Source organism: Salinimicrobium profundisediminis (assembly GCF_026241755.1).
GTDB classification, from domain to species: domain Bacteria; phylum Bacteroidota; class Bacteroidia; order Flavobacteriales; family Flavobacteriaceae; genus Salinimicrobium; species Salinimicrobium profundisediminis.
Genome location: NZ_JAPJDA010000014.1, coordinates 33929 through 60171 on the forward strand (window position 1 = coordinate 33929; position 26243 = coordinate 60171).

Annotated in this window: 24 protein-coding genes and 1 riboswitch; of the genes, 10 read left to right on the forward strand and 14 right to left on the reverse strand. The window is 41.6% G+C overall.

The window, feature by feature from the left end; translation table 11 throughout:
- Positions 1 to 30: 30 nt before the first annotated feature.
- The 9 genes from OQ279_RS09760 to OQ279_RS09800 all read right to left on the reverse strand — a co-directional run bounded on the left by OQ279_RS09760 (position 31) and on the right by OQ279_RS09800 (position 13299).
- Positions 31 to 483 carry an OsmC family protein gene (locus tag OQ279_RS09760; protein ID WP_168025984.1) on the reverse strand — a complete coding sequence of 151 codons (453 nt, stop codon included), beginning with the start codon at positions 481 to 483 and terminating at the stop codon, positions 31 to 33.
- Positions 470 to 3022: a heavy metal translocating P-type ATPase gene (locus OQ279_RS09765; protein WP_266069677.1), complete on the reverse strand. Its 2553-nt coding sequence runs from the start codon at positions 3020 to 3022 to the stop codon at positions 470 to 472. Before OQ279_RS09765 ends, OQ279_RS09760 begins: the two co-directional genes overlap by 14 nt.
- A gap of 29 nt (positions 3023 to 3051) precedes the next feature.
- Positions 3052 to 3822: an AlbA family DNA-binding domain-containing protein gene (locus tag OQ279_RS09770; RefSeq protein WP_266069678.1), complete on the reverse strand. Its 771-nt coding sequence runs from the start codon at positions 3820 to 3822 to the stop codon at positions 3052 to 3054.
- Positions 3823 to 4007: 185 nt separating this feature from the next.
- Positions 4008 to 6038, reverse strand: a complete 2031-nt coding sequence (locus OQ279_RS09775; protein ID WP_266069679.1) for a heavy metal translocating P-type ATPase — start codon at positions 6036 to 6038, stop codon at positions 4008 to 4010.
- Between the two features lie 76 nt (positions 6039 to 6114).
- Positions 6115 to 6543 (reverse strand): Fur family transcriptional regulator, encoded by a 429-nt coding sequence (locus tag OQ279_RS09780; RefSeq protein WP_311686760.1) that lies wholly within the window; start codon positions 6541 to 6543, stop codon positions 6115 to 6117.
- A 98-nt stretch (positions 6544 to 6641) separates the two neighbouring features.
- Positions 6642 to 6977 carry a P-II family nitrogen regulator gene (locus OQ279_RS09785; RefSeq protein ID WP_168025987.1) on the reverse strand — a complete coding sequence of 112 codons (336 nt, stop codon included), beginning with the start codon at positions 6975 to 6977 and terminating at the stop codon, positions 6642 to 6644.
- A gap of 88 nt (positions 6978 to 7065) precedes the next feature.
- Entirely contained in the window at positions 7066 to 8307 is a 1242-nt protein-coding gene (locus OQ279_RS09790; RefSeq protein WP_168025988.1) for an efflux RND transporter periplasmic adaptor subunit, read from the reverse strand.
- 30 nt (positions 8308 to 8337) lie between these two features.
- Positions 8338 to 12813: a CusA/CzcA family heavy metal efflux RND transporter gene (locus OQ279_RS09795; protein ID WP_168025989.1), complete on the reverse strand. Its 4476-nt coding sequence runs from the start codon at positions 12811 to 12813 to the stop codon at positions 8338 to 8340.
- Positions 12814 to 12906: 93 nt separating this feature from the next.
- Positions 12907 to 13299 (reverse strand): hypothetical protein, encoded by a 393-nt coding sequence (locus OQ279_RS09800; protein ID WP_266069680.1) that lies wholly within the window; start codon positions 13297 to 13299, stop codon positions 12907 to 12909.
- A gap of 266 nt (positions 13300 to 13565) precedes the next feature.
- On the opposite strand from OQ279_RS09800, the gene OQ279_RS09805 reads away from it, so the two are divergent.
- The 5 genes from OQ279_RS09805 (at position 13566) to OQ279_RS09825 (ending at position 17718) form a co-directional block, all read left to right on the forward strand.
- On the forward strand, positions 13566 to 13937 hold the full coding sequence (locus OQ279_RS09805) for an ArsR/SmtB family transcription factor (RefSeq protein WP_266069681.1): 372 nt from the start codon (positions 13566 to 13568) through the stop codon (positions 13935 to 13937).
- Between the two features lies 1 nt (position 13938).
- Positions 13939 to 14547: a mercuric transport protein MerTP gene (gene merTP, locus OQ279_RS09810; protein WP_266069682.1), complete on the forward strand. Its 609-nt coding sequence runs from the start codon at positions 13939 to 13941 to the stop codon at positions 14545 to 14547.
- Between the two features lie 115 nt (positions 14548 to 14662).
- Positions 14663 to 16009: a dihydrolipoyl dehydrogenase family protein gene (locus OQ279_RS09815; protein ID WP_266069684.1), complete on the forward strand. Its 1347-nt coding sequence runs from the start codon at positions 14663 to 14665 to the stop codon at positions 16007 to 16009.
- 21 nt (positions 16010 to 16030) lie between these two features.
- Positions 16031 to 16255 (forward strand): GDCCVxC domain-containing (seleno)protein, encoded by a 225-nt coding sequence (locus tag OQ279_RS09820; protein ID WP_266069686.1) that lies wholly within the window; start codon positions 16031 to 16033, stop codon positions 16253 to 16255.
- Positions 16256 to 16374: 119 nt separating this feature from the next.
- Complete coding sequence (locus OQ279_RS09825) at positions 16375 to 17718, forward strand: APC family permease (RefSeq protein WP_266069687.1); 1344 nt, start codon at positions 16375 to 16377, stop codon at positions 17716 to 17718.
- Between the two features lie 53 nt (positions 17719 to 17771).
- Here OQ279_RS09825 and OQ279_RS09830 read toward each other — a convergent pair whose 3' ends face one another.
- Positions 17772 to 17996 (reverse strand): chloride channel protein, encoded by a 225-nt coding sequence (locus OQ279_RS09830; protein ID WP_266069688.1) that lies wholly within the window; start codon positions 17994 to 17996, stop codon positions 17772 to 17774.
- A gap of 287 nt (positions 17997 to 18283) precedes the next feature.
- Positions 18284 to 18348, reverse strand: a riboswitch (Fluoride riboswitch).
- 341 nt (positions 18349 to 18689) lie between these two features.
- A complete protein-coding gene (locus OQ279_RS09835; protein ID WP_266069689.1) occupies positions 18690 to 19904 on the reverse strand; it encodes a phage integrase SAM-like domain-containing protein in 1215 nt (404 codons plus the stop codon).
- Positions 19905 to 20224: 320 nt separating this feature from the next.
- Here OQ279_RS09835 and OQ279_RS09840 point away from each other — a divergent pair, with 320 nt between their 5' ends.
- From OQ279_RS09840 to OQ279_RS09850, 3 genes are all read left to right on the forward strand, one after another.
- Positions 20225 to 20812 carry a HupE/UreJ family protein gene (locus tag OQ279_RS09840; protein ID WP_266069690.1) on the forward strand — a complete coding sequence of 196 codons (588 nt, stop codon included), beginning with the start codon at positions 20225 to 20227 and terminating at the stop codon, positions 20810 to 20812.
- Positions 20813 to 20919: 107 nt separating this feature from the next.
- Positions 20920 to 21351, forward strand: a complete 432-nt coding sequence (locus OQ279_RS09845) for a deoxycytidylate deaminase (protein WP_266069691.1) — start codon at positions 20920 to 20922, stop codon at positions 21349 to 21351.
- Positions 21348 to 22952 (forward strand): S41 family peptidase, encoded by a 1605-nt coding sequence (locus OQ279_RS09850; RefSeq protein WP_266069692.1) that lies wholly within the window; start codon positions 21348 to 21350, stop codon positions 22950 to 22952. The genes OQ279_RS09845 and OQ279_RS09850 overlap by 4 nt, the downstream gene beginning before the upstream one ends.
- Positions 22953 to 22957: 5 nt before the next feature.
- Here OQ279_RS09850 and OQ279_RS09855 read toward each other — a convergent pair whose 3' ends face one another.
- The 3 genes from OQ279_RS09855 to OQ279_RS09865 are packed head-to-tail and all read right to left on the reverse strand — an operon-like array spanning position 22958 to position 24332.
- On the reverse strand, positions 22958 to 23563 hold the full coding sequence (locus OQ279_RS09855; protein ID WP_266069693.1) for an FAD-dependent oxidoreductase: 606 nt from the start codon (positions 23561 to 23563) through the stop codon (positions 22958 to 22960).
- Positions 23563 to 23760, reverse strand: a complete 198-nt coding sequence (locus tag OQ279_RS09860) for a hypothetical protein (protein ID WP_266069694.1) — start codon at positions 23758 to 23760, stop codon at positions 23563 to 23565. Before OQ279_RS09860 ends, OQ279_RS09855 begins: the two co-directional genes overlap by 1 nt.
- On the reverse strand, positions 23757 to 24332 hold the full coding sequence (locus OQ279_RS09865) for a MarC family protein (protein ID WP_266069695.1): 576 nt from the start codon (positions 24330 to 24332) through the stop codon (positions 23757 to 23759). Before OQ279_RS09865 ends, OQ279_RS09860 begins: the two co-directional genes overlap by 4 nt.
- 114 nt (positions 24333 to 24446) lie before the next feature.
- Here OQ279_RS09865 and OQ279_RS09870 point away from each other — a divergent pair, with 114 nt between their 5' ends.
- Positions 24447 to 25043, forward strand: a complete 597-nt coding sequence (locus OQ279_RS09870; RefSeq protein ID WP_266069696.1) for a DUF3109 family protein — start codon at positions 24447 to 24449, stop codon at positions 25041 to 25043.
- Between the two features lie 293 nt (positions 25044 to 25336).
- Positions 25337 to 26170: a DUF4412 domain-containing protein gene (locus OQ279_RS09875; RefSeq protein WP_266069697.1), complete on the forward strand. Its 834-nt coding sequence runs from the start codon at positions 25337 to 25339 to the stop codon at positions 26168 to 26170.
- Positions 26171 to 26243 lie beyond the last annotated feature (73 nt).

Consider the following 26243-nt stretch of genomic DNA (forward strand, 5'->3'; position numbering starts at 1 on the left):
CCCTTACACACTAAATCTACCTGAAGAAAATTATAAAACAGGTTCCAACACAATCTCTGTTATTACAGAGTTAGAGATAAAACACTCAGCATGTGCTTTATGGTGCATTTTTTTCATTTCTTCTTCATCAGGTATATGTTCCCCCGAGAATTCTACTTTGGGCCGTAAAAAAACCCTGGTCACAGCCTGTTTACCATCCTTGTTTTTCTCAACCACAGCAACGGTTTCATCTTTGTAACTCTTTATAATATACTTTTTAAAGGAGGCAATAGCCAGAAAAGTCAATAAGTGGCAGCTGGAGAGGGAAGCAGCGAAGGCTTCTTCAGGATTGACAAATTCAGCTTTCCCCAAATACTCTGGAGCTGCAGATGCAGTAATTTGCGAGCCTCCTCCAAAGATCCATTGATGGGTACGTGTATAATTCTTATAGGAGAAATCCTCGGAATCGGATTTCCATTCTAGTTTAACTTTAAATTCTGACATTATTTTCTTGTTTTAATTCATGAATTTGTTTTATACGGCCTCCGGGAAAGGCAGTTTTCTTATTGTTATAAGCTAATAATCTCAAAGCATTGCCCACTACCAATAATGTAGAACCTTCGTGAACCAGTACTGCTATACCAATGTTGGCAAACCCGAAGATAGTGGCCGGAATTAATAAAGCTACAATCCCCAGGCTTACCCAAAGGTTTTGTTTGATGATGCTTTTGGCTTTCCGGCTCAAACCTATTGCAAAGGGCAGCGTTTCCAGTTTATCGGCCATCAGGGCTATATCGGCGGTTTCCAGAGCTACATCAGATCCTGCTGCCCCCATTGCAATACCCACGGTACTATGTGCCATAGCGGGAGCATCATTCACTCCATCGCCCACCATGGCTACTTTGTCCTCCTGTTTCTTTAATTTTTTAATAGCATCTACCTTTTCCTCGGGAAGCAGGCTTCCCCAGGCATCGGTAAGGCCAATTTCTTTGGCCACCGCATCAGCCACTTTTTGGTTATCCCCGGTGAGCATGATCATACGTTTAATACCGATTTTTTTAAGCTCCTCCAAGGTTGCTTTAGCTTCTTCCCGAGGAGTGTCCATAAGGGAAATAATTCCAATATACTCCTCATTCCTGCGTATCAACATTGTCGTGTTCCCTGCGGCTTCCTGTTCCCTTACTTTTTCTACGGTTTCTTCTGAAGGCTTTTGATCATCGAGCGCTTCAAAGAGCTCCAAATTCCCCATATACACCTTATCTTCCCCGAGGCTGGCTTTTATGCCTTTTCCTAAAACAGCTTCCATATTACTTGCTTCCGGAAATTGTATGTTTCCCAAGCGTTCTTTTCCGTCCCGTACCACTGCTTTTGCAAGGGGGTGGTCGCTTAAAGCCTCTACAGCTACAGCTGTTTTTAGCAGTTCCTCTTCACTTACGTCCGTTAATGTGATAACTTTGGTGAGCTTTGGTTTGCCTTCAGTAAGGGTACCGGTTTTGTCAAAAGCAATAGCGGTGAGCACGCCAAGATCTTCCAGGGGCCGCCCCCCCTTTATCAGAACCCCACCCCTGGCTGCGCGGGCTACTCCGCTAAGTACAGCACTGGGTGTGGAAATGGCCAGGGCACAGGGACTGGCAGCCACTAAAACCGCCATTGCCCTATAGAAACTCTCGCTAAAGGGTTCATCGAGGACAAGGAAGGCGAAATTCAGCAAAACCACCAGGGCCAAAACCGATGGCACAAAATATTTTTCAAACTTATCAGTCAATAATTGGGTAGGTGATTTCTGTGTCTGGGCTTCATTCACCAATGTCACCAGTCTTGACAGTGTAGAATCCTGAGAGGTTTTTATCACCTTTACTTCCAGGGTACTATTGCCGTTGATGGTTCCCGCAAATACACGGTGTTCATCTTTTATTTCGCTTTCTTTTGAATAATCTTTGTCAGGATCGGGTACGGGGGACTTATCCACAGGGACGCTCTCGCCGGTGATGGGTGCCTGGTTCACACTACTATTGCCATTAACAACAACACCATCGGCAGAAATTTTGGTGTTGGATCTCACTACAACAATATCACCTACCTGAAGCTCTTCAATTTTTACTTCCTGCGTCTTTCCATCTCGTTTTATTAGGGCAGTTTTAGGGGCAAGGTCTGCCAGGGCTGCAATGGATTTTCTAGCCTTGTTCATGGCGTAATTTTCGAGCGCATGGCCCAGGCTAAAAAGGAAGAGGAGCAAAGCCCCTTCTGCCCATTCTCCCAGAACGGCTGCCCCAATTGCCGCGACCAGCATAAGGAAATCAATTTCGAAACCTCCTTTGGCAACCGTTTCAATGGCTTCTTTTGCCGTGTAATAGCCCCCAAAGAAATAGGCGCCTATGTACAAGGCCAGACTTACCCATTCCGGCACAGTTTCCAGGTAGGAAAGGCCAAAACCGGTGCCCAATAAAACCCCGCAAATAATGGAAAAGTACATCTCAGTATTTTTTCCTAAAATACCCCCGTGGTCATGGGCGTGGCCTTCATCTTTAAGCTCTGCCTCCTCGTGGGAATGTTTATGGGTTTCAGCCGTTTCAGGAGGCATTTTTTCATTCTTTTTGGCGGTTTTGATTTTCAGGCCTTCGTTCCTCAGGATTTGATTAAAATCTTTTTCATCGGTTTTAGCCTTTATAAATTCCAGCCTTACGATTCCCGATTCGGATACCGAGGCTTCCATTATCTCCTCTAATCCTCTTAACCCTTTTTCGATTTTCCTTGCATGTCTTGCATGTCGAATTCCCTCAACCTCGAGCAGGCTATGTCCAAATTCATTGGTCAATGATGCCCCTGCCTGTTTTGCGAGTTTTCTAATATGGGCAATGGAAATAATGTCGGGATCGTAATGAAAACAAAGCTGAGGGGTATCATCCTCTTTTTCAGAAGCAATATGTACCTTTTCAATACCTTCCCTGTTTTGCAGGTGATCCATTAGCCTCTGCACACATTGATCGTTCTCATCGGGAATTTCCGGCAGTAGTATTGGCAGTTTTACTTGCGTTTTTTTCATTTTTTCTATCGGTTTTTAATTTTCGCTCTCTAATTGTACAATGCCTTTCCTTTTCCTATATAGGCCAATGCCTCAGGAATATCCAGTTCGCGTGTGCCATTTCCGGTACGGATAAAAAAATGGGACCGATCTTCGTAATTGAGGAATACCGGTGTTTTTGAGGATTGTATGTTTAAATGGTAAATGTCCCTTCCTTTAAATTCGTGAAAAGTTACTTTTATCAAAGGACAAAAGCGGGTGCCCAATGTAACGGAGACCAATTGCATAATATACTGCTCAAATCCGTCCCTGCCAGGCTTCTTCAAGGTTTGGTAATCTTCCTGAAGTCCTAAAATATGGCCTTCATCATCAATGCCAATCAACAGGTTGCCACCTTTACAATTTATAAAGCCGGCTATGGTTTTTGCCACTACGACTTCCAGGGCTTTATTTATTTTTGACTGCCGTAAATCCCAGCGAAGTGTAGATTTAAACTCTACTTCACTGGTTTCGCCCTTAGCTATAAGTGCTTCTATAATATCTGTTTCATTCTTCAATTTGTCAAGCTGAAAGATTTTTTTCCTGGTGTAAAACATCAATGCCAGGCTGATGCCCAAACAACCAAAAAGGAGGTTCTTCAAAATCTGGTCAAAATCCCCGAAACCGGCAATTTGTACAAAAACAATTTCCAGGATATTCCACCAACTGCCCTGGTCGCCCTGATTGTCATACAAAAAAAGGGAAATCCCAAGGGGCTGAACAATAAATACCCCCATCACAAAGCCCACAATAACAGTAAAGAAAAACCCCTTGTTGTTCATCAGACAATTATTTTATTAAATCATATTCAATGGTATTGGACGTTCAATATTTTTGTACCTCACCTTTAGTACTTTTTTTGTTCCCCTTAAGCAATTGCTGAACGATTGTGCATTATCAATTTATTCTTCGGTATTTGTTCTTTACAACCCGCACCTTCTAACCCCCTACACTTTTGGCTTTCAATTTAGGCAAACTCCTTTTCCGTTTTTGTTTCCCTTTTAGGGAAAGGCGCTACAGTTTTATCTAAAATTTTTGTTTCAGAAGTTTCCTTTGTACGGAAATCAATTTTCTGAATTCGCATGGCATTTAATATGGCCAGCAGGGTAACGCCCACATCGGCAAATACCGCTTCCCACATGCTTGCCATTCCAAAAGCCCCCAGGGCCAACACCAAAAATTTTACCCCAAAGGCCAGGCCTATGTTTTGCCAAACAATCCGGTTTGTTGCTTTGCTTATTTTTATAGCGGTAGCGATTTTTGAAGGCTGGTCGTTTTGTACCACCACATCTGCGGTTTCGATAGCGGCATCAGAGCCCAAACCACCCATGGCCATGCCAATGTCGGCAAGTGTGATAACAGGCGCGTCATTGATCCCGTCACCAATAAAAGCCAACATAGCCGATCCTTTTTTTAACCTTTCGACTTCTTTGATCTTTCCTTCGGGCAGCAAACCTCCAATGGCCAAATCCAGCCCAAGCTCCCGGGCCAGTTTCTGCACTACCCTCTCTTTATCGCCGGAGAGCATGACGATGTTTTTCACCCCTAGCTGGCGCAATTCATCTACGGCCAATTTCGCATCTTCTTTGATCTCATCGGCAATGGTAATAAAACCACAATACTTTTCGTTGATGGCCATTACTATCGTTGTTTCCACAAAATCGTCTATTTCCGGATCATAGGGAATATTGAATTTCTTTAACAGCTTAGTGTTTCCAGCCAATATGTTAAACCCTTCTACCTGTCCTTTCATCCCCATGCCTGAAATCTCTTCTGCATGCTCCACCTGGGCCGTTTTATAGCCCAAAGAGACCCAATAGGAGGTCACTGCCCTGGCTACCGGATGGTTGGAGCTGCTCTCGAGGCCTGCCACCAGGTTCAAAATCAACTCCCGGTCAAATTCAAAGGTCCTGATGTGCTGCACTTCAAATATCCCTTTGGTAAGGGTGCCGGTCTTGTCCATCACCACGGTGTCCACCTTCCGCATCTGGTCCAGGTAATTGGAACCTTTAAAGAGAATGCCATTGCGGGAAGCCGCGCCAATACCGCCAAAATATCCCAAAGGAATGGAAATCATCAGGGCACAGGGGCAGGATATCACCAAAAATACCAGGGCCCGGTAAAGCCATTCCCCAAAAATATAGGTTTCCACAAAAAAGTACGGAAGCAAAGTAATGGCCGTGGCTAGCAAAACCACAATGGGGGTATAAACTTTGGCAAAACGGGTGATAAAACGTTGGGTTTTTGCCTTTCGGGAAGCCGCTTCCCGTACCATTTCCAAAATTTTTGAGAGCTTGCTGTCCTCAAAACGGCTGGTAACTTTTATGGTGCCCAGGTCTTCCAAATTCACCATTCCGGCCAAAACCTGTTCCCCCTTGTATTTACGGTCTGGTGCGGGTTCACCAGTAAGTGCCGCAGTGTTGAAAGTGGCCTTTTCAGAAATCAAGATTCCATCAATGGCTACCTTCTCTCCCGGTTTTACCTGGATAATACTGCCAACCGCTACCGTGGACGGGTGCACGATTTTTATGGTTCCGTCTGCTTCCACTACAGCCACCTCCTCGGCCTGGATTTTCAACAAACTTTCAATGGATTTTTTTGCCTTGTTTACCGCGGCCCCCTGGAACAATTCGCCCACGGCATAAAAAAGCATTACCGCCACCCCCTCGGCATACTCGCCCAGCAAAAAAGCGCCTATGGTGGCAATGCCCATCAGGAAAAATTCGCTAAAGATATTTCCTTTCCTTATTTGCCTGATGGCTTTCCACAATACGGGCCCGCCCACGGGAAGATACGCCAGTCCAAAAAGGACAAATTGGAAAGGTGCCGTAAACCAGTTAGAAGCCACAACTTCTTTTAAGACAATACCCACGGCCAAAAGGAGAAAACCGGTAATTGCCAAACCGTACTCCCCATAGGTTTGTAAAAAACCACTTTTAGTTGTATTGGAGGATATCCCCCCATTTGAACATGCACCGCTACCGCAACAATCGCTCATAATATTTTTCTTTTAAATCTTCAAAAACAGCTTATTCCAAAGATATATTTAAAAACCTGCAATGAAATTGCATTTTTCAGCCTGAACATTTGCCGCAAACCCCTTTTACCAATAACGTTGTCTCCACCGGCACAAAGTGTTCCGGCAAGGGCACTTCGGGGACTTTTGATTTGGGCAGGCAAAAGGTTTCCCGGCAGTTTTGGCAATAAAAATGCACGTGCATATCTTTGGGGGCGCACTCACAACCTTCTTTGCACAATGCATATTTGGTTGTTCCGTTCCCGTCCACTATACTGTGTATCAAACCTTTTTCCTCAAAAGTTTTTAGCGTGCGGTACAAGGTAATCCTGTCGGCCTTTTCGAAGACCGATTCCAAATCCTGCAAACCTATCGCGGCTTTTTGCTTTTGAAGGGTTTTGAGGACCAACAAGCGCATGGCCGTTGTCCTTACTTTTTTTGCAGTCAGTAATTCTTCGAGTTCCTTTATTTTAAATTTGTTTTTCACATTAACGCCGTAAATTATGCCTGAAAAGGAAATCCCATTAGTAAGACAAACAGTTAGAACTTCCTTTACAGGACTTATTTTATTGTTGTTGCTCCCCGTCAATCAAATTTCTTTATGGATTTTCCCGTCTTTATTTGAAACGCATCTTCAATATCTGAAACATAAATAATTCCGTCGCCAGGATCCGTTGTCTTTCCATTTTCGACTATGATGTCTATTGCTTTTCGTGCTTCTTCATTTTGGCACACCAGTTCCAGTTTCACTACGGGACTATCTGTAATGCGAAAATCAAGGGAGGGGCTGGCACCTTTGGCTTTGAATGCACCGGTCCCTTCCCCTTGCGAAAGGGTCATGCTATTAAAGCCACTATCACTAAGGGCTTCAACTACTTTTTGTACTCTTTTTGGTTTTATAAATGCTTTTATTTCTTTCATCGCTATAGTTTGTATTAAGGATGAACCCTCTGGGTTAACTAATTAAGACAAACATTATACAGAGAGCCCATCCATTTAAGTTTTTAATTTAATGACCGTGAGAAGTCTGGCTCTTCTTCATTTCTGCTATCAAATAATAAGCATTGTTCCACGCCACCTTTGCACCTTCAGGTAAAGGTTGCAATAATTTAATTTCCACCCATCCTTCATTTTCTTCTCCTGTCACCACTTCCACCGGCTTAAAAGACCACTCGGTTTCCCCGTCCTCCTCGTGCTCTTCAGCAATAAAGATGTAGGATTTGTCTTCTTCCTCAATAATTGCTTCTTTCGGTAAGGCTGTTACTTCTGTTCCTGTGCCCGTAACGATCCTGCCGTTGATGTACATGCCCGGTACCAGGTTTTCTGAATCTTCCTGTATCTCTGCATGCACGTGGACAGCCCTGGGATTCTGTTCAAATTTCTTGCCGATAGAATAAATTTCAGCAGTATAAGTCTGGCCGGGCACTGATTCCATTTGTAACAGGACCTTTTGTCCCTCCTTGACTTTATATACATCTTTGGCAAAGACCATTAAATCTGCATGCACATGTTCGGCGTTGATCACTTCGAATAGCTCGGTTTGGGGATCAACATATTGTCCTACCTGCACACTTACATCTTCAATGCTCCCTTTTATTGGACTGACTACAGGAACATTCTCGACAATATTTCCTTCTCGTATGCCAGCAACATTAAGGTTTAACTGCCTGAGCTGTGATTCAAACCCTTGAACCTCTGCCTGCACAACACGATAATCGGCCTGTGCCTGTTGAAAAAGTTTGCCTGAACCTACTTCTTGTTCATAAAGCCTTTGTTGACGATTAAATTCTTGCTCCAGGTTCTGCAAACGGCTGTAAGCTGTCATATAATCGGTTTGTAACCTGGTGAGGTTAGGATGGGATAGATATGCCAGTACCTTACCTTTGCTTACTTGATCCCCCTCAATGACCTCAATAGAAGTTATATTGGCTCCTATAAAAGCAGTTACTGTAGCTTCATATTGTGGTGGGACTTCCAGTTGTCCGGTAGCTTCTACTATATCGGAAATGGGCCTTGTGGGCAGGGTGTCCACTTTTATTTCCAAACTGTTGAACTTGAGACTGGAAAGATGCACTTCACCCATTCCTCCTCCTTCTTCTCCTTCTTCATGACCTCCTTCTTCTTCTGCAGAATGTTCTTCCTGAGCTTCAGGGGACGCTTCTTCCGTACCTTTGCCTTCTCCGCCATTGCAGGCTGAAAGAAAGCTTACCGTAATGAGCAATGTGAACAGTTTTATAATGTGCTTTTTCATTTTTATATCTTTGTCTATTAATTAATTATCTTATTCTGAAGTATTTATATAATATTCGAGTTGGGAGCGGCTATCAAGATAGCTGCCCAATGCCTGCCAGGCATTCACTTCTATGCGTACGGCATCGCGTATGTTTTGCAGGAAAGTCACATAGTCAATTGCTCCTTCCCGATAAGCGATGATGGCCCCTGCCCGCTGTTCTCTGGCCAAGGGTAGCGCTTCTTCCTGATAGTATGTCCAGGAATTAAGCCACTTCAGGTATTCTTCGCGTGCCTCAGCATAAGCTGTCTTTAGCTCAAACTGCGTCTGCTGTAAATTAGCTTCAGCTATTTCGCGGTTTATTTTTGCTGATTGTGTTCTGCCCAATTCAGGTCCAAAGAACAAAGGAATGCTGATCCCTACCTGATATTGATAAAAGCCGGTTTGGCCGTCAATTTTCTGCCTGCCGTACTGCGCCTGAAATTTCGGAAGAAACTGCGATCGCCTCTCCCTTAGGGTTGCATCAGCCACCTCTATCCTTTGTTCATACACATTGAGCAGGGGATGGTTCCCAAGGGGTTGCAGTAATCCGCTAATGGGCTCATCAAACTGATCGGCAGGAACATTAGGTACCGTGTAAAGTGTGTCACTGGCAAACCACAGGTTGAATCGCTGCAAGGCTCCAAGATAATCCCTATAGGCCTGCTCTTTTTGTATTTCAACTTCATTGCCCTGGTTTACCGTAGCCAGGTATTCAAGTCTCGAGATTGTCTCTGTTTCCAACCTGATCTGTGCAGCTCTCTCAATATCGGTAAAGGCTGAATCCAGACTGTATAAGGTCTCATACTCATTTTTAGCAGCATATACCGACGCCCAGGCCTGACTTACCTCCAGTTCTACTTCAAGAATGGAAAGATCAAGGGCTTCTTCTGCCAGGGCCACCCTTTCCTTCTGCAACTTCAGGCGTGGCGCAATACCAAAGATGTCGATATTCTGTTGCTGAACCCCAATTTGTGTATAGACACCAAGATCAGCATTACTCGAACCACCGCTAATTTCTTCTGCGCCGGTGAATATCTGGGTATTACCAAGGTCCCAGGCCGTTTTCTTTAAAGCCTGCTGACTTTCTATCTCCAGGGCAGCAGCTCTTATTCTCGGAAAAGCCTCTATTGCCCGTTCCTTGGCCTCTTCTAACGAGAGGACTGGCAAAGAATCCTGTTGGACAATTATTTCAGCCTGAGCCGGAGAATTTTTCTGTGAAGAACTGTTTTCCTGTGCCTCTGCAGGGGTGCTAAATCCTAAGAGGCTTCCGACAGAAAGCAATGCCACCACTATTGCAGGGGCTGGTGCAAAGCCATTATTGTTATTACTATTTCTTCTGTTTTTCATATTTTCTATTAAAGTATAAAGGACTGGCAACACCACAAGGGTGAGAAGGGTAGCTGTAAGCATACCTCCAATAACCACGGTTGCTAAAGGGCGCTGCACCTCTGCACCGGCCGAAGAAGAAAATGCCATTGGCATAAATCCTAAAATATCTGTTACCGCTGTAAGCATGATCGGCCTGATTCGTTCTTTCGTACCCATAAAAATCCGGTCTTTGATACTGGTTACGCCTTCTTCTTTTAATGAATTAAAGCGATTCACCAGGACCAGACCGTTAAGTACTGCCACTCCAAAGAGCACGATAAAGCCTACACCTGCAGAGATACTAAAGGGCATGTCCCGGAGCCACAGGGCGAAAACACCCCCAATGGCCGCTAATGGAATGGCCATATAAATCATGATAGACTGCGAGAATGAGCCCAGGGCAAAATACAGCAGCACGAATATCAGCAAGAGAGCGATAGGCACCACAATAATCAGGCGGTCTTTGGCATTTTGAAGGTTCTCAAACTCACCGCCATAAGAAATGTAGTAACCTGGAGGTAAATCCAGTTCGGCACCCAGTTTTGCCTGAATATCATTCACAACCGACTCTACGTCACGGCCCCTCACATTTACCCCAACGTATGTTCTGCGATAGGTGTCGTCTCTGGAAATTTGCATTGGCCCGGGAACAAAGCTGATATCAGCTACTTCATTAATCGGGACTTGGGTACCATTAGGCAGATCAATGTATAAAGTCCGTATATCTTCAATACTCTGTCGGTGCTCTTCATCAAAGCGCACTACCAGGTCGAAACGTCTTTCTCCTTCAAAAACCACTCCTGCCACTCCACCTGCAAAAGCGGTATTTATATATTCATTTATTTTTTCGATTTCCAGCCCGTACTGTGCTAACTTGTCACGATTGTAGCGTACCGTCATTTGTGGGAGACCAGAAGTTCTCTCTGCATTTACATCTCCTGTTCCGGGTACAGTTTGAATAATCTCTGCCATTTCCTGAACCTTAGTGGATAGAACTTCCAAATCCTCGCCATAGAGTTTTACCGCAATATCTTCTCTTACCCCTTCCAATAGCTCATTAAACCTTAGCTCTATAGGTTGGGTAAAAACAAGGTTGACACCTGTGAGGTTTTTATTGAGTAGGTCCTGGATTTGTTCAATGAGTTCCTCTTTTGTGTCAGCAGAAACCCATTTGTCCCTGTCTTTTTCGAGTATGATGTACATATCTGCTATATCCATCGGCATGGGATCAGTAGGAATATCGGCCACCCCAATTCGGGCTGTTGCTGTCTCTATTTCCGGGAAGTTGTCCAAAAGTAAGGTCTCAATTTTTTTAGAGACTTCAATAGATTCATTTAATGAACTACCTGGACGGATTAAAGCTTGCATGGCAATGTCCCCTTCATCCAGCTGCGGAATAAATTCTCCCCCCATCGCGGAAAAAACATAGCCTGCAGCCCCCAATAAAACAATAGATCCTATGATCACCGCAGCTTTGAGGCGGAGGGAAGCTTTTAAGAGCGGAAGGTAAGCACGGTGAATGCCACCAATGATTTTATCACTGACTCTTTCCAGCCAGCGTTCTAACTTGCCATACCAGTTTTTCTTGTTTTCAATCGGCTTCATAAACAATGCCGTCATCATAGGAACGTAGGTAAGGCACAAGATAATGGCACCTATCATTGCAAAACCAAAAGTATAGGCCATTGGCTTGAACATTTTGCCTTCCACTCCTGTTAGGAACAAGATGGGTGTAAACACAATAAGGATGATAACCTGGCCGAAAAATGCCGACCCCATCATAGTGCTTCCGGAATCGTAAGCGACCTCATCCATGACCGCCTGATTAAATTTGACTTTTCCGGCTTTGATCCTTTTATGGATTTCATAAACGGCACCTTCTATAATAATAACCGCCCCATCAATAATTATCCCGAAGTCAATGGCCCCCAGGCTCATTAAATTTGCCCAAACCCCAAACTGCTTCATCAGGATGAAGGCAAAGAGCAAGGACAGCGGAATGGTAGTGGCTGTAATGAGGCCCCCACGCAAACTCCCCAATAGGAATACCAATGCAAAGATTACGATTAAAGCACCTTCCAACAGGTTTTTAGTCACGGTATCGGTTGTTCTTCCAATAAGGGCGCTTTGGTCAATGATGGGCCTTATTTCAAGTCCTTCCGGCAAGGATTCTTCTACCTCCGCCATCCTTTCCTGGACCCTCTGTATTACCGCATTGGGGTTTGAGCCCCTCAGCATCATAATAATACCGCCCACAGCTTCCTCTCCATCCTGAGTAAAAGCACCATAACGCACCTGACTTCCGAAACTCACTTTTTCGGCAATATTTCCAACTGTAACAGGAATCCCGTTTTCATTGGTAACCACTATTTTCCTGATGTCATCTAAAGACTGGATCAGGCCTTCTCCCCGAATGAAGTTGGACATTCTGTTCCTTTCAATGTAGGCTCCCCCGGTATTTACATTGTTCCGGGCCAGGGCCTCGTAAACCTGGGAGATGCTTACATCCAGCGCATTTAATTTCTCAGGACTAATAGCTACTTCGTACTGTTTGATGTATCCTCCAAAGGAATTCACTTCTACAACACCTTCAAGGAGTGTCAGCTGTCTCTTAATAATCCAGTCCTGAATACTTCGGAGCTCCGTAGGAGTATACTCCTCTTCATAATCTGGTTGTGGCTGGATGGTATATTCATAAATCTGTCCCAGCCCGGTGGAAATAGGCCCCATAGTTGGGCTACCAAAGTTTTCGGGAATGGTTTCCTGCAGCTCTGTCAATTTTTCCTGAACCAGCTGCCGGGGCAAATAAGTTCCCATGTCATCTTCAAAGACGATGGTTACCACGGATAGTCCAAAGCGGGAAACAGATCGTAATTCAGTCACCCCGGGGAGATTACCCATTGCCAGTTCGACCGGATAAGTGACAAACTGTTCAATATCTTCAGTACCTAAGCTGGGAGATTGGGTAATCACCTGTACCTGGTTATTTGTAATATCAGGAACTGAACCCAGGTTCACGGTCATCATCGACCATATTCCGGCTCCTATAAGTGCCAATGTTAGCAGTCCTACTATAAACTTGTTGTTTATAGAGAATGCTATAATTTTGTTAATCATTAATAATAGAATTTAATTCAACGTAAATAGATGAGATGGCCATTAAAGAAGTCAATGGCGTAAGGATATAATTATCCTATCACAAAAGTTGAATTATACGCGGGGAGGTTGAAAAATTCCGCCTAGGGCGGCAGAAGAAAACGGAGGCTGGTAAAAAACACTTATACTTTGATCCTCTAAAGGTTCAATTACAGCTAGCTCAAAAGTATCTGAGTTAACAAACGAAAATCCATGAGAACAAACATGATGACCCTGTAAAGGGAGTTCGCCGTCATGTCCATCGTCCTGGTGTCTATTCAAATTTTTCTGATCTCCGTAGTGGTAATCCAGAAATTCAATAAAGCCAATACCAGTGTCTCCTGTTTGTTCATTATAATGTTCAATAAGATTCGGTATCTTCAGTAGTTCACAACACCAATCCATTACTGGTCCCGAAGATTGGAACAAGAAAATGATGGATAGAAAAGTGGTTGCTAATACTTTCATCTGGGCACAAAAGTAATAAAAAAAAACTTGCAATTGGATTGCAAAAGATGAACTTCAAAAAGGAGAGAGAGACTTTGCGGTTTTCTTTTGATAAATTTATATAAAATTTAGAATAGGGAAGACTTAGGAGTAGTTTTACCCGAAACAGTTGTCCCGGAAAAAAAATCAGTGGACCGGAGGTAAATGAACTGAGTCCTTTTTCGTTTTATTTAATAAGTTGCTTAAATAATAAAAAATATATAACTTAGCAGCCTTAAAAATAATTTATGAAACTCGAAATCACCTGTACACGTGCTGAAGCTAACCAAAAGCAGCTTTTAAATTGTCAGGCAACAATTGAAAATTTGGACAATGGTTTCCGGCAAATGACAAAACTCCTCTCTATTGCGGGTAATGATGTGCGTTTAAAGATTCTCTTCCTTTTAGATTTGGAGAATGAATTATGCCCCTGTGATATAGCAGACATTTTGGAAATGAGTGTACCTGCTATTTCACAACATCTTCGGAAAATGAAGGATGCCGGCTTGATTGCCTCCAGAAGGGAGGGACAAACTTTGTATTATTCGCTGGTGAAATCTGAAACCCAAATTTTGAATAATATCTTCACTTCAATTAAATCATTAAAGAAATCTGCTTAAAATGGATACATCCCAAAATAAATCCAATAAAGCCGCTTTAGGCGGGTTAGTAGCAGCTATAGCGGCATCTTTATGTTGTATTGCCCCGGTTCTTGCCCTCGTAGCAGGTACAAGTGGCATGGCGACTACCTTCTCGTGGATGGAACCTTTCCGACCTTATTTAATTGCTCTCACGGTTTTAATCCTGGGCCTGGCCTGGTATCAAAAGTTGAGATCCCGAAAAGAAGCTGAAAGCGATTGCGGATGTGCAGAAGATGAAAAACAATCTTTTTTGCAGACAAAGAAGTTTTTACTGGTTGTAACCTTATTTGCAGGGCTTATGCTGGCTTTTCCAAATTACTCCGAGGTGTTTTACAGCCAGCCCAACAAGGAAATAGTCTATGTCTCACAATCAAATATTGTCAAGGAAATTTTTGATGTACAAGGAATGACCTGCGCAGGATGTGAAGCACCTGTGGAAAATGAAGTCAACAAACTTGGGGGTATTTTATCAGTCAAGGCAAGCTATGAAAATGCCAATACGGTAGTTGAATATGACAAAACAAAAGTAGATAATGCTGCAATTATTAAAGCCATAAGCAGGACCGGTTATAAGGTAGTAGATAAGTAACCTAAAAAAAGGGCAAGATGAAGCCAGCATGATGCTGGACGCAAAAATGGCAATATTCAGGGAAAGATTAAAAACCTGTGCTGAATTCCCTTGGTTTGTGCCAAAATATAAACACATGAAAAAGTATGATGTTTTTGTAATAGGTTCCGGAATGGCAGGAATGAATGTGGCCAATAAATGTGCTTCTAAAGGACTTAGGGTAGGAATAACAGATGAATTGCCCTATGGTGGTACCTGTGCCCTTCGTGGCTGTGACCCAAAAAAGATCATGCTCGGCCCTACTGAAGCAAAACATCTGGCTGATAATTTATACGAGAAGCAAATTTCTGAAGTACCAGCTATTTACTGGCAGGAAGCAATGAAATTCAAACAGGATTTTGTGGATGCTATGCCGCCTAAAATTGAAAAAGCTTACGAAAAAAACAAAATTAATACATTTCATGACTCAGCTAAATTTATTTCTGAAACTAAATTGAAGGTAGGAAATGAAACTATAGAAGCCGGAAAGATTATAATAGCCACGGGTGCAAAACCGAGAAAGTTGGATATCCAGGGTGAGGAGTATGTTATTAGCAGTACAGATTTTCTTAATTTCAAATCCCTCCCATCCTCTTTGCTGTTTATTGGCGGTGGGTACATCGCTTTTGAGTTTGCACATATGGCTGCCCGTTTTGGCTGTAAAGTGACCATAATTCACAGAGGGAAAAGGCCACTGGAGAATTTTGATCCTTTTATAGTAGATCAATTAACGGAAGCTACCAAAAAGTTAGGCATACAATTAATTCTGAACACCAACGTTACAGCGATTGAAGAGGCTAATGGAGCTTTTCGCGTAACCGGAAAAGGTGAAAGCGGGGAAAAGAAATGGGAGGCTGCGCAGGTGATTAATTCGGCGGGAAGGCTTCCTGCCATTTTTGATTTGAACCTGCAAAAAGCAAATATCGCCTTTAGTAAAAAAGGAGTTGAAGTGAATGAATATTTGCAAAGTACCACCAATTCAAATGTCTATGCTGCCGGGGATGCAGCAGATACAGATGGTATTCCCCTTACACCTGTTGCAGTTATGGAAGGACATATTGTAGCATCCAATATAATAAAAGGCAACACTAAAAAACCAGATTACACCGCCATTCCCACCGTGGTTTTTACGCTGCCCACAATGGCTTCGGTAGGATTATCTGAAGAAGAAGCCACTAGAAAAGGTCTAAACTTTAAGGTGAACAAGGATCGTGTTTCCCACTGGTTTACCGCGAAAAGGATCAACGAGAAAACCTATGCCTATAAAACAATCGTTGAGAAAGAAACCGGAAAAATTTTGGGAGCACATCTCATTGGCCCTCACGCCGAGGAAGTCATAAATTTATTTGCCCTGGCTATAAAAGCGGGATTTACTTCCAAAGATTTAAAAACCATGATCCTAACCTATCCTTCATCAGGTTCAGATGTTGTATATATGGTATGATTAACTAAAAATAATAGAAAAATGAATTCATTTATCACCGAATCAACAATCACTTGCCCTAATTGCGGCCACTTCAAACAAGAAGAAATGCCTACAGATGCGTGCCAGTTCTTTTATGAATGTGAGCAATGTAAAGAGGTTTTAAAACCCAAAGAGGGAGACTGCTGTGTATACTGTTCTTATGGCAGCGTACCGTGTCCTTCTATCCAACAAAATAATACTTGCGGGTCTTCTAATTATTGCTAATAAGTTACAATAAAAAAGATGGCTCATGGATATAAGAATAGGTAAAAGCGCTTAAAAAATACCTATAGGTCAAAATCAAGAGATTTTATTGAAGTGATGTTCTATTTAAAAATGGTTTTATGAGCGACTATAAAAAAGGAAGTTTATCTCTTGCCAATGCAGTGGCAATGGGTACTGGAGTAATGATAGGAGCCGGGATTTTCGCACTTCTTGGACAGGTGGCAGAATTATCAGGAGAATATTTCGCCCTATCTTTTATAGTAGGAGGTATAATTTCAGGATTCAGTGCTTATTCCTATATAAAAATGGCCGATGCCTATCCTTCTGCCGGAGGTATTGCTATGTTTCTTCAGAAGGCATATGGTAAAGGAACTATAACAGCATTCGCTGCATTATTAATGGCTTTTTCCATGATTCTGAATGAAAGTCTCGTTGCCCGAACCTTCGGCACCTACACTATGCAACTATTCAATGGGAATGAAAATAGTTTCTGGGTTCCGGTTCTTGCTGTGGCATTATTGGTTACCGCTTTTGTTGTCAATATTTTAGGAAATGAGGTTATTGGCAAAACCGCTATGACCACAGCTGCAATAAAGATTGGTGGCATTTTAATATTCGCGGTGGGAACCTTATGGGCAGCAGAATTTAGTATTGGCTCGGCATTACCCTCAGGTGGCCCTGAAAATAAAGTTATAGATTACATTGCCTCACTTGCTCTTACCATACTAGCATATAAAGGATTTACCACAATAACCAACAGCGGGGGAGAAGTAAAAAATCCTCACAAAAATGTGGGGCGTGCAATTGTTTTATCATTAATAATTTGTGCAGTAGTGTATTTTATGACCGCCTGGGCGGTAGGAGCAAATCTTAGCATCCCTGAGATTGTTCAGGCAAAGGACTATGCGTTGGCAGAGGCTGCGCGTCCTCTATTCGGGAACTACGGTCTTTGGTTTACAGTGGGGATCGCCATAGTTGCAACCATTACCGGAGTTATCTTCAGTATATTTGCTGTCTCCCGGATGACCGCAATGCTTACGAACATGAAATTGATTCCGCATTCACACTTAGGGATGCCTGGAAACATTCAGCAACACATGTTGGTCTATATAGTGGTACTTTCGATTGCCCTTACTGTTCTTTTTGACCTTTCGGGCATTGCTGCAATGGGGGCAATTTTTTATCTCATCATGGATATCATTATTCATGTGGGGGTGCTGAAACATATGAAGGAAAAGGTAAAGGCGAATTCTGCTATCGTCGTCACAGCGATTGTAATGGATGTTGTTGTTCTGGCAGGTTTTATCTGGGTAAAGGTTCAAACTAATCTTACGGTAGTACTTGTATCAGCTGGACTTATAACTATTATCTTTTTTGGAGAAAAATTATTTTTGAGAGGGGCTAAAAAGAGATCTGATGAAGAGGAAGACCATAAACATCGAGGGAATCAAAAAGAAAAATAAATACATAAAGTAAAGCTAGCGATCAAACGTGATGTAATAAAATAAAGAATAGGTCAAAAATTAATTACGTTCTCTAAAGTTTCATCCGTATCCTTGTGATCTCTTTTCGATAATTTAAACAATAAGGTAAACCTATCAGCTACGGCTCCCCTTATTTGTAATACTGTTCCTTCCTGCCCGGCAGAACCTCCAACCAAATGGGTCAAAATTGTTCCAAAAAGAACTAACGAAGCAATTCGAAAAGGAATGATCTTTATTGGCGAATGAAATTCCTCCAATAATAAATATTGCCCTTTACAACACTATTCCGGTATAGATGATACGATAAACCAATAATAATACCTCCTACTGGAAGCAGGGCGATAATCCAAAGATGTGTTTCCCTCCAATGGGTCGCCCAGTACAAGCTTAAAAGAAAAAAGGCAGAAATACTTCCGACAACAATTCCCAAAATGGTGCAGATCCACAATCATTTAACAAAATAAATAAGGAGGGGATTTGTTTAATTGACGTAAAACCGTCTAAAATTTTTGTTTTATATAATGATTCCACACTGGCTAAAGCCATTTTAGTAGAAGTCATTAGTTCCAGGAAGAACGGTTAAGGGCAGACCTCTTTGCCAATTGATTTGCAAAAATCATACAAAAAACAACCTGACAAACTTTTGGATAAAATATTTTTAGACTTGGGTTCGGCTGAAACAGAAAAACATTTTTCGACTTTTTCTAAAATTCAGGTTCTTCTGTATGGCATCCACATAAAATATACTATAGCAATTGCAACCCCTGTTCCACTAACGATAAAGGTAATTTGAGGACTGGCATAAAACCAGATCAAACCCGCCAATGTACTTGCCAACATTGTGGAATGCTTTTTAATTCTTCATAAGTGTCAATAGCAGTAGCAATGTCTTTTTTATCACAAATATTACTTATTCCCGTTTTTGAAATGCCTTCGGTGTGAATATCTATTTAGAAATTAATCACACTATGCAATGCCTCATCGGTATCTTTATGCATAAAGTTAGATTGGTAATTTATTGTGGTAGTAATTGATGAATGCCTATATAGTTTTTGAAGCATATTGATCGGAATTTTATCCTCTGATATGTTTCCAAAGGTATGTCGTGCTATGTGCATTGTGACTTTTTTTGATATTTCGGCCTGTTCTGCAACGGATAACAAATATTTGTTGAATTTTTTGTTGGCTGTTTTTGTTTTAGCATAGACATCTTTGGCATCTTTTAAATTTGCCTTTTTCATTTCAGGAAATATAAAATCATTATCATTTTGTTTATTGTCCTGATAGTATTCCAAAATCGGAAATATTTTACCGGGGATTTTAAGGGATAACAATTTTGAATTCTTATTCATACGATAATGAAGCCTTTCATCATAAATGTCGCTCCAGCGAATTTTCAATACGTCAGCTACTCGAATTCCAGCAAAATAAAAACTAAAAAGCCAAACATTTCGAGCGTGAGTTTCGTTATCATTCAGATTTTTAACGGATTCAAGTTTTATGACCTCATTTCTGGTAAGACCTATTTTTTCGGTTTCAGGGAATTTAATTCGTATTTTATCTGAACCGAAGGGATAGAGTTTTCTATCTACTATATCCAATTTAATAGCTCTATTATAGATAGTCCTAATCACTATAAGATTATTTACTATTGACCTTTCTGATAGGCTGTGTTTTTTACGTAAGTAGATTTTAAATTTCCTTAAAAATTGTTCATCTATTTCCTGAAAGGTAAGCTGCTTTGATTTGGAAAAGTTCAATACGTGGTTAACGCGAGCCTTATCGGTAGAGAGTCTTGACAATTTCTTATTTGCTTCTAGTTCATCAAGAAAATCTTTTGCAACCTCAAAGAAAGTATTAGACTCAGAAGAGGCGTACAGTTTCTGTTTTATTTGATTAGCGGATATATCCTTTTTCCCCGATTGCAAATCAATCAGCATCTTATTCGCTTCAGAGAGTTTAGTGGTCAGTAAGCCATTGAGACTATCAGCATTCAGATGTGATTTCCTGACTCGGATATTTCTCTCATCCCAATCTTTTAAATTTATATAATGACCTATATAATGATAGTTTGAACGGCGATTCTTTGTGATACGAATCGCCAGTGGACACAACCCTTCTTTATTGGGTTTTTTTCTAAGTACTATTTTTGCATTTGACGTCACATCTTTGATTTTAGAACTCTAAAGATAATCATTTTTGGTACAACATAGGTACAACAAATTTTGATTTTAAACCATATCTAATGAAATTAATAAAAATTACATTTCTGTTAATCAATTGATTATAAGTATGATTAGTTTAATTTATCGTTAAATACACAGGATTCAAAATCCAGTTTCTTCGGAAGTGTGGGTTCGATTCCCACCCAAGGTACAAAAGCTCATCTCAGGATGGGCTTTTTTTATTTCATCTCACTTCTATTAATCCCCTGCCGTTGCCCATTTTGGGCAGAAATTGTATTTTCGGCGCTAATCTTTATCCTATGTCTCAATTCTGGTTATATTTTCAGTTAGGCCTGGAACATGTTCTGGACTGGAATGCTTATGATCATATCCTTTTTCTCATTGTTCTGGTCGCCTCCTTCTCATTCCTCACCTGGAAAAAAGTGTTTTGGCTGGTCACCATTTTTACGGTAGGCCACATGCTTTCTCTCTTCCTTGCGGTGTACAAAATTGTTCTTGTGAATACAACCTGGGTAGAATTCCTTATTCCGATAACTATTCTCGCCACAGCAATTTTTAATATGATCAATGCAAAAAAGAAAGAGAACAAGAACAATGTTGGCCTGCTTTACTTTAGTACGGCTTTCTTCGGAATAATTCACGGCCTTGGATTTTCTTCATATTTTAAAATGATTGCCTCGGGTACAGACAGTGTTTTTCTTCCCTTGCTGGAATTTGCACTGGGCATTGAAGCCGCGCAAATCATTGTAGTATTAGGTGTGCTGCTTTTGAGCTTCCTCTTCCAGAATGTTTTGAATATAACCAGACGCGACTGGATTTTGGTAATATCGGCAATCGTGATAGGAATAATTTTACCTATACTTAAAGAAAATTACCTGGCACTTTAAAATATAACTTCTCTCTATTAGATTAATTTTGCCATGCAGTAAATTAGTAAAGCCCAAAGTTTCAGCAACTTAAAAAGCTTTCTATATTGCAGGCGTATTTTACTACTATGCAAAAAACAAAGCAGCTTAAGTTTGACAGGGCCTATTTAAGGATCGCCAGGGAATGGGGTAAACTTTCTCACTGCAACCGTAAGCAGGTTGGCGCACTTATTGTGAAAGACAGAATGATAATTTCTGACGGATACAACGGCACCCCTACCGGTTTTGAAAATCCGTGTGAGAATGAAGAAGGATATACCAAATGGTACGTATTGCATGCCGAAGCTAACGCAATTCTCAAAGTTGCCGCCAGCACCCAGTCCTGCAAAGGGGCCACGCTGTATATCACTATGTCTCCCTGCAAAGAATGCAGTAAACTTATACACCAGTCGGGCATTACCCGGTTGGTTTACAACATAGACTATAAAGACAATTCGGGCCTTGATTTTTTGAAGAAAGCCGGGGTTGAAATAGAACAAATAACAGAACTTGACGGTTGAAAAACAGCAATAAAAAATACCTGCCACTACTACTGGGGTTTGCCTGTGCCCTTGGGGTACTCCTGGGTGCCGCTCTGGATTTTACCAGTTACAACTCGGGGACCTTTCTCAAGACCAACAAGAAAAAAGAGAAGCTGGCGCGGCTTATAGATTACATTGAATACGAATACGTAGACGATGTAAATATTGACAGTATTGTAGATGTTACGGTAAATGAAATTCTCACAGATTTAGATCCGCATTCGGTTTACATTCCACAAGAGGAATATGTAGACCTAAGCGCAAGTATGAAGGGCGACTTTGTAGGCATTGGCGTGAGTTTTAGAAATATTAACGACACTATTGCAGTTATTCAGACTATTGAAGGAGGGCCAAGTGAAAAAGCTGGTATTAAGGGAGGAGACAGGATTCTTTATGCCAATGGAGAAGCCCTTTTCAATTCAAACATCAACGAAGATTCCATTACAAGTAAATTAAAAGGAGAAGAAAACACCCGGGTGCTTCTGAAAGTGCACCGGAAAGGAATCCCCGAACTCCTGGAGTTTGATGTAGAACGAGGAAAGGTAGCCCTTAAAAGTGTAGATGCAGCTTATATGTTAACCGACAAGCTGGGCTACATCAAAATAAATCGTTTTGCTGAATCTACCTATGAAGAATTTAAAAACGGACTTCTTAAACTGAAGGAAAAAGGTGCGCGGCAAATTGTGCTTGACCTGCGCGATAACCCAGGAGGATATCTTGCCGAGGCTACAAAAATTGTAGACGAATTTCTTCCCGAAGATAAACTTGTACTTATCACTAAGAACAAAAAAGGAGCCGTAGAAAAGACCTTTGCCACAAAAGATGGAAATTTTGAAACGGGAGAGCTCTACGTACTCATTAATGAGAACTCGGCATCGGCCAGTGAGATCATTGCCGGCGCCCTTCAGGATAACGACAAGGGCATCATCGTAGGGCGAAGATCTTACGGTAAAGGTTTGGTGCAACGAGAAATGGCTTTAGGAGACGGCAGTGCCGTAAGGCTTACCATAGCGCGATACTACACTCCTACGGGAAGGTCTATACAACGCCCCTATTCTCATGGCAGTGAAGAGTATTTTGCCGATTACCTCAACCGTTATAAAAACGGCGAACTGGTAAGTGCAGACAGCATACATGTAGCCGATTCCCTGAGGTATGAAACCCCAGAAGGTAAAGTTGTTTACGGCGGCGGCGGCATTATACCCGATATTTTCATTCCCAAAGACACTAATTTTGAAAAGCAAAGCCTCAACCTCATGCTTAGAAATGGGTATATGGACAGCTTTATTTTTGAAGTTCTTGAGCAGAATCGCAAATACTACAACTCCCTTAGTTTTGAAGATTTTATGCAAAAAGAATTGATCACCAAAACTACCGTTGAAGAATTCAGGGCCTTTATGAGACGGGAGAACTTTGATATGCGCTTTAAGGATTATTTACCCACTCTCAAGCTTTATCTCAAAGCAGCCATGGCCCAACAATTATTTGGCAGCACGGCATTTGAACAAATTCTAAATGAAGAAGATCCTGCAGTAAGAAAGATCATCGAACTTTCCACCAGCCCGAAATTTAAAGATTAAACCGCTTAAATTTTATCGTGTACCTTGGTATGTTCTCCTCCATTCCAAAGTGTGAGCACATCGGTGGCCACTGCCGCACCACTGCCACAGGCAATAGCATACTGGCTTCTGTGACCTGCCAGGCTTCCCGCTACATACAATCCGGGGCGCACCAGGTGATCGTCGTTATATAGCTGGATTCTCTCTTTTGAAGTTTTAGCTTTCTTATGGGGTATAATATATTCCTCAAGCCCTTGAATAGTAAAAGGCCGAGCATAACCTGTTGCTATAACCACAACAGTAGAAATATAGGTATTCTTATTCGTGGAGACTTCAAATTTACCTTCCAAAAATGCTATTTTTAGCACCTTTTCTTTCTGAATGATCTCCACACCGGGATAAAGCGTTTCAAGCTGCTCAAGGCCCGAAGTGAGAATGTCTTTACCGGAAGTGCCCCGAGGGATTCCCAAAACATTGTTTAATTTCGCACTTGAAAGATGAGAAGCACGTTGATGTGCAATAAGACCTACTTTTTTACCGGCGGCAAAGTCTTTAGACAGACCAGAACCCAGAACAAGGGCACATGACAGGCCTGCAGCCCCACCACCTATAATAAGCGCATCATAATTCATTATTCGCCACTCTTCTTTGCGATGGCACGGGACATGAGAAGAATGATCATAAGAACCACCACAATACTCGAGGCAAGTATGCCAATCAAGGCAGTTTTACTATCTCCAGAAAAGGCATTTTCAAGATCTAAAAAAGTAGCGTTATATGCAATCAGGCCCATGGCCACGACAATTAAAATGTAGATGAGGACTTTCATAGGAAAAGGCTCTTAATATTTGTAGCGAAAAGTTTTACGGCTATTGCCAGTAGAATGACCCCAAAGATCTTCCGGATCACGCTTATACCTTGTTTTCCAAGGAAATTTTCAATTTTCCCGGAAGACTTCAGCACTATGTATACAAAAATAGTATTTATAACTATGGCGGCAATAATATTAACAGTAGCGTACTCTGCCCGCAACGATAAAATAGAGGTCATGGTACCGGCACCGGCAATAAGCGGAAATGCAAGAGGCACAACTGCCGAAGTTTCGGGCGCATCATCTTTGTACAGTTGAATTCCCAGGATCATTTCGAGGGCCAGGAAAAACAGAATAAACGCCCCTGCCACTGCAAAGGAATTCACATCTATACCAATGAGGTTCAGGATCTCCTTACCTAGAAAAAGAAAAGCGATCATAAGAACCGCTGCAACTATAGTAGCTTTTTCACTTTGTATATGCCCCGCTTTCTTCCTAAGATCAATTATTATGGGAATACTCCCAATAATATCAATAACAGCAAAGAGGATCATAGTGGCGCTGGCTATTTCCCTGAAGTTTAATTCCATATCCCAAAACTAGCTTGCAAAAGTACTTTGAATTGATAGAATACAAATTATACTTAGAAAATTTTAACAGAATTACAGCTGAAGTTAAGTGCCTGAAAAAATTATCTTTGCAGCATGTTTCAGCTTGGAAAAACTATAGTATCTGAAGAAATCCTTAAAAAGGATTTTGTGTGTAACCTTTCAGCCTGTAAAGGAGCCTGTTGTATTGCCGGAGATGCCGGCGCACCCCTTGAAGAGGTCGAAACCCACATTCTCGAAGATATCTACCCGTTGGTAAAGCCTTATCTCCGCAAAGAAGGAATTGAAGCCATCGAAAGACAGGGCACCTCAATTATTGGTGAAGACGGTGAATATGAGACCCCGTTAATAGATGGTGCCGATTGTGCTTATGTTACTTTTGACCGTAAGGGTACTGCCCTCTGCGGAATTGAGGAAGCCTATAACCAGGGAGATATAAAATGGAAAAAACCAGTTTCCTGCCACCTCTACCCGGTACGCACCCAGGATTACTCCGAGTTTTCTGCTGTTAATTATCACCACTGGTACATTTGCGACGATGCATGTACGCTGGGAAAAGAACTTCAGGTGCCTGTATATAAGTTCGTAAAAGAAGCCCTTATTAGAAAATACGGCGAAGACTGGTATGCCGAACTGGAAAAGATTGCCGAGAAACTAAAGCAAGAAGAAGCTGAAGGTTCTTCGGGTAAATAAACCTACTCCTTTTAACAGAGCTGTAAAGTCGATCTATGTGGGCATTGTCTCCCGCCAGTTTTACTTTTTACTGTCGTGAACATTCATTTATTTCCCGGGTGAAATCTTTCAACCTATCTGAGTATTGGGTTTAATTAGCTGAAAATAAACAGGTTGTATTTTGACGGTCCGGGTATTTTAATTATCTTTAGAGATCATTCTGCACTTTTTCTTCCCCTTAAGCAGGAGATTCCCCTTTTTAAATATTTGACATGCCTCTTCAAAGAGGCCTTAATTATCTAAATACTGGAACTATGAAAAAGATCTTTTATTTAGTTCTTGCCATTTTCTTTATGGCAGGGACTAGCACCGCAGAAGCTCAATTTTTTAAAAAGCTCAAAGAAAAAGTTGAAAAGAAAGTTGAAGATGCAGCAATCAAGAATGTATCTGACAAAGCCGCAAAAGAAACAGACAAATCCCTGAACAACTTATGGGCAAAACAGCTTGAGAATTCCAGTTTTTCTATGGGAATGGATATGGTTGACCCTTCAGAAATCCCCGCAGGCTATGATTTTGACTGGGAATACACCCTCAAGATGAACACTGCTCAAGGCGAAATGGATATGGTCTATCACATTAAAGAGAACGCACCATATGTAGGAATGAAAATTCCGCAGGCAGAGAATATGTTTACCGTCCTCGATAACAAGAGAAATATGACGGTGCTATACATGAATTCTGAAGGCAATAAAATGGTGATGGCCACCCGTTTCGATATTTCTGAAGAAGATATGGAAACCGACAATTCTTATGAAGAAATGAAGTTTAAAGAGATTGGAAAAAAGACCATTTTAGGCTATGAATGCCAGGGCTACCGCTCCGAAAATGCCGAAAATGTCTTTACCTTTTATGTGACAGATGAGGCAGGCGTAAGCTTCAGAAACCTTTATCAGGAAAACCAAAAGAATATTCCTGAAGGGCTTAATGCCGATTGGATCAGGGATGGAACAGGATTAATAATGGAAATGCAGATGAAGGACAAGAAAAATGCTGAAAAAAATGTTACGATGACCTGCACAGGGATCGAAAAAAAGCCATTTTCAGTCGACACTTCAGAATATCAAAGTATGAATATGGGTCAAAGATAAGGTCGCAGACATAATATTTTCACAGCTTTTAGAGCAACCCTGACTCCAGAATTTTTGCTTTCTTCAAAATTTT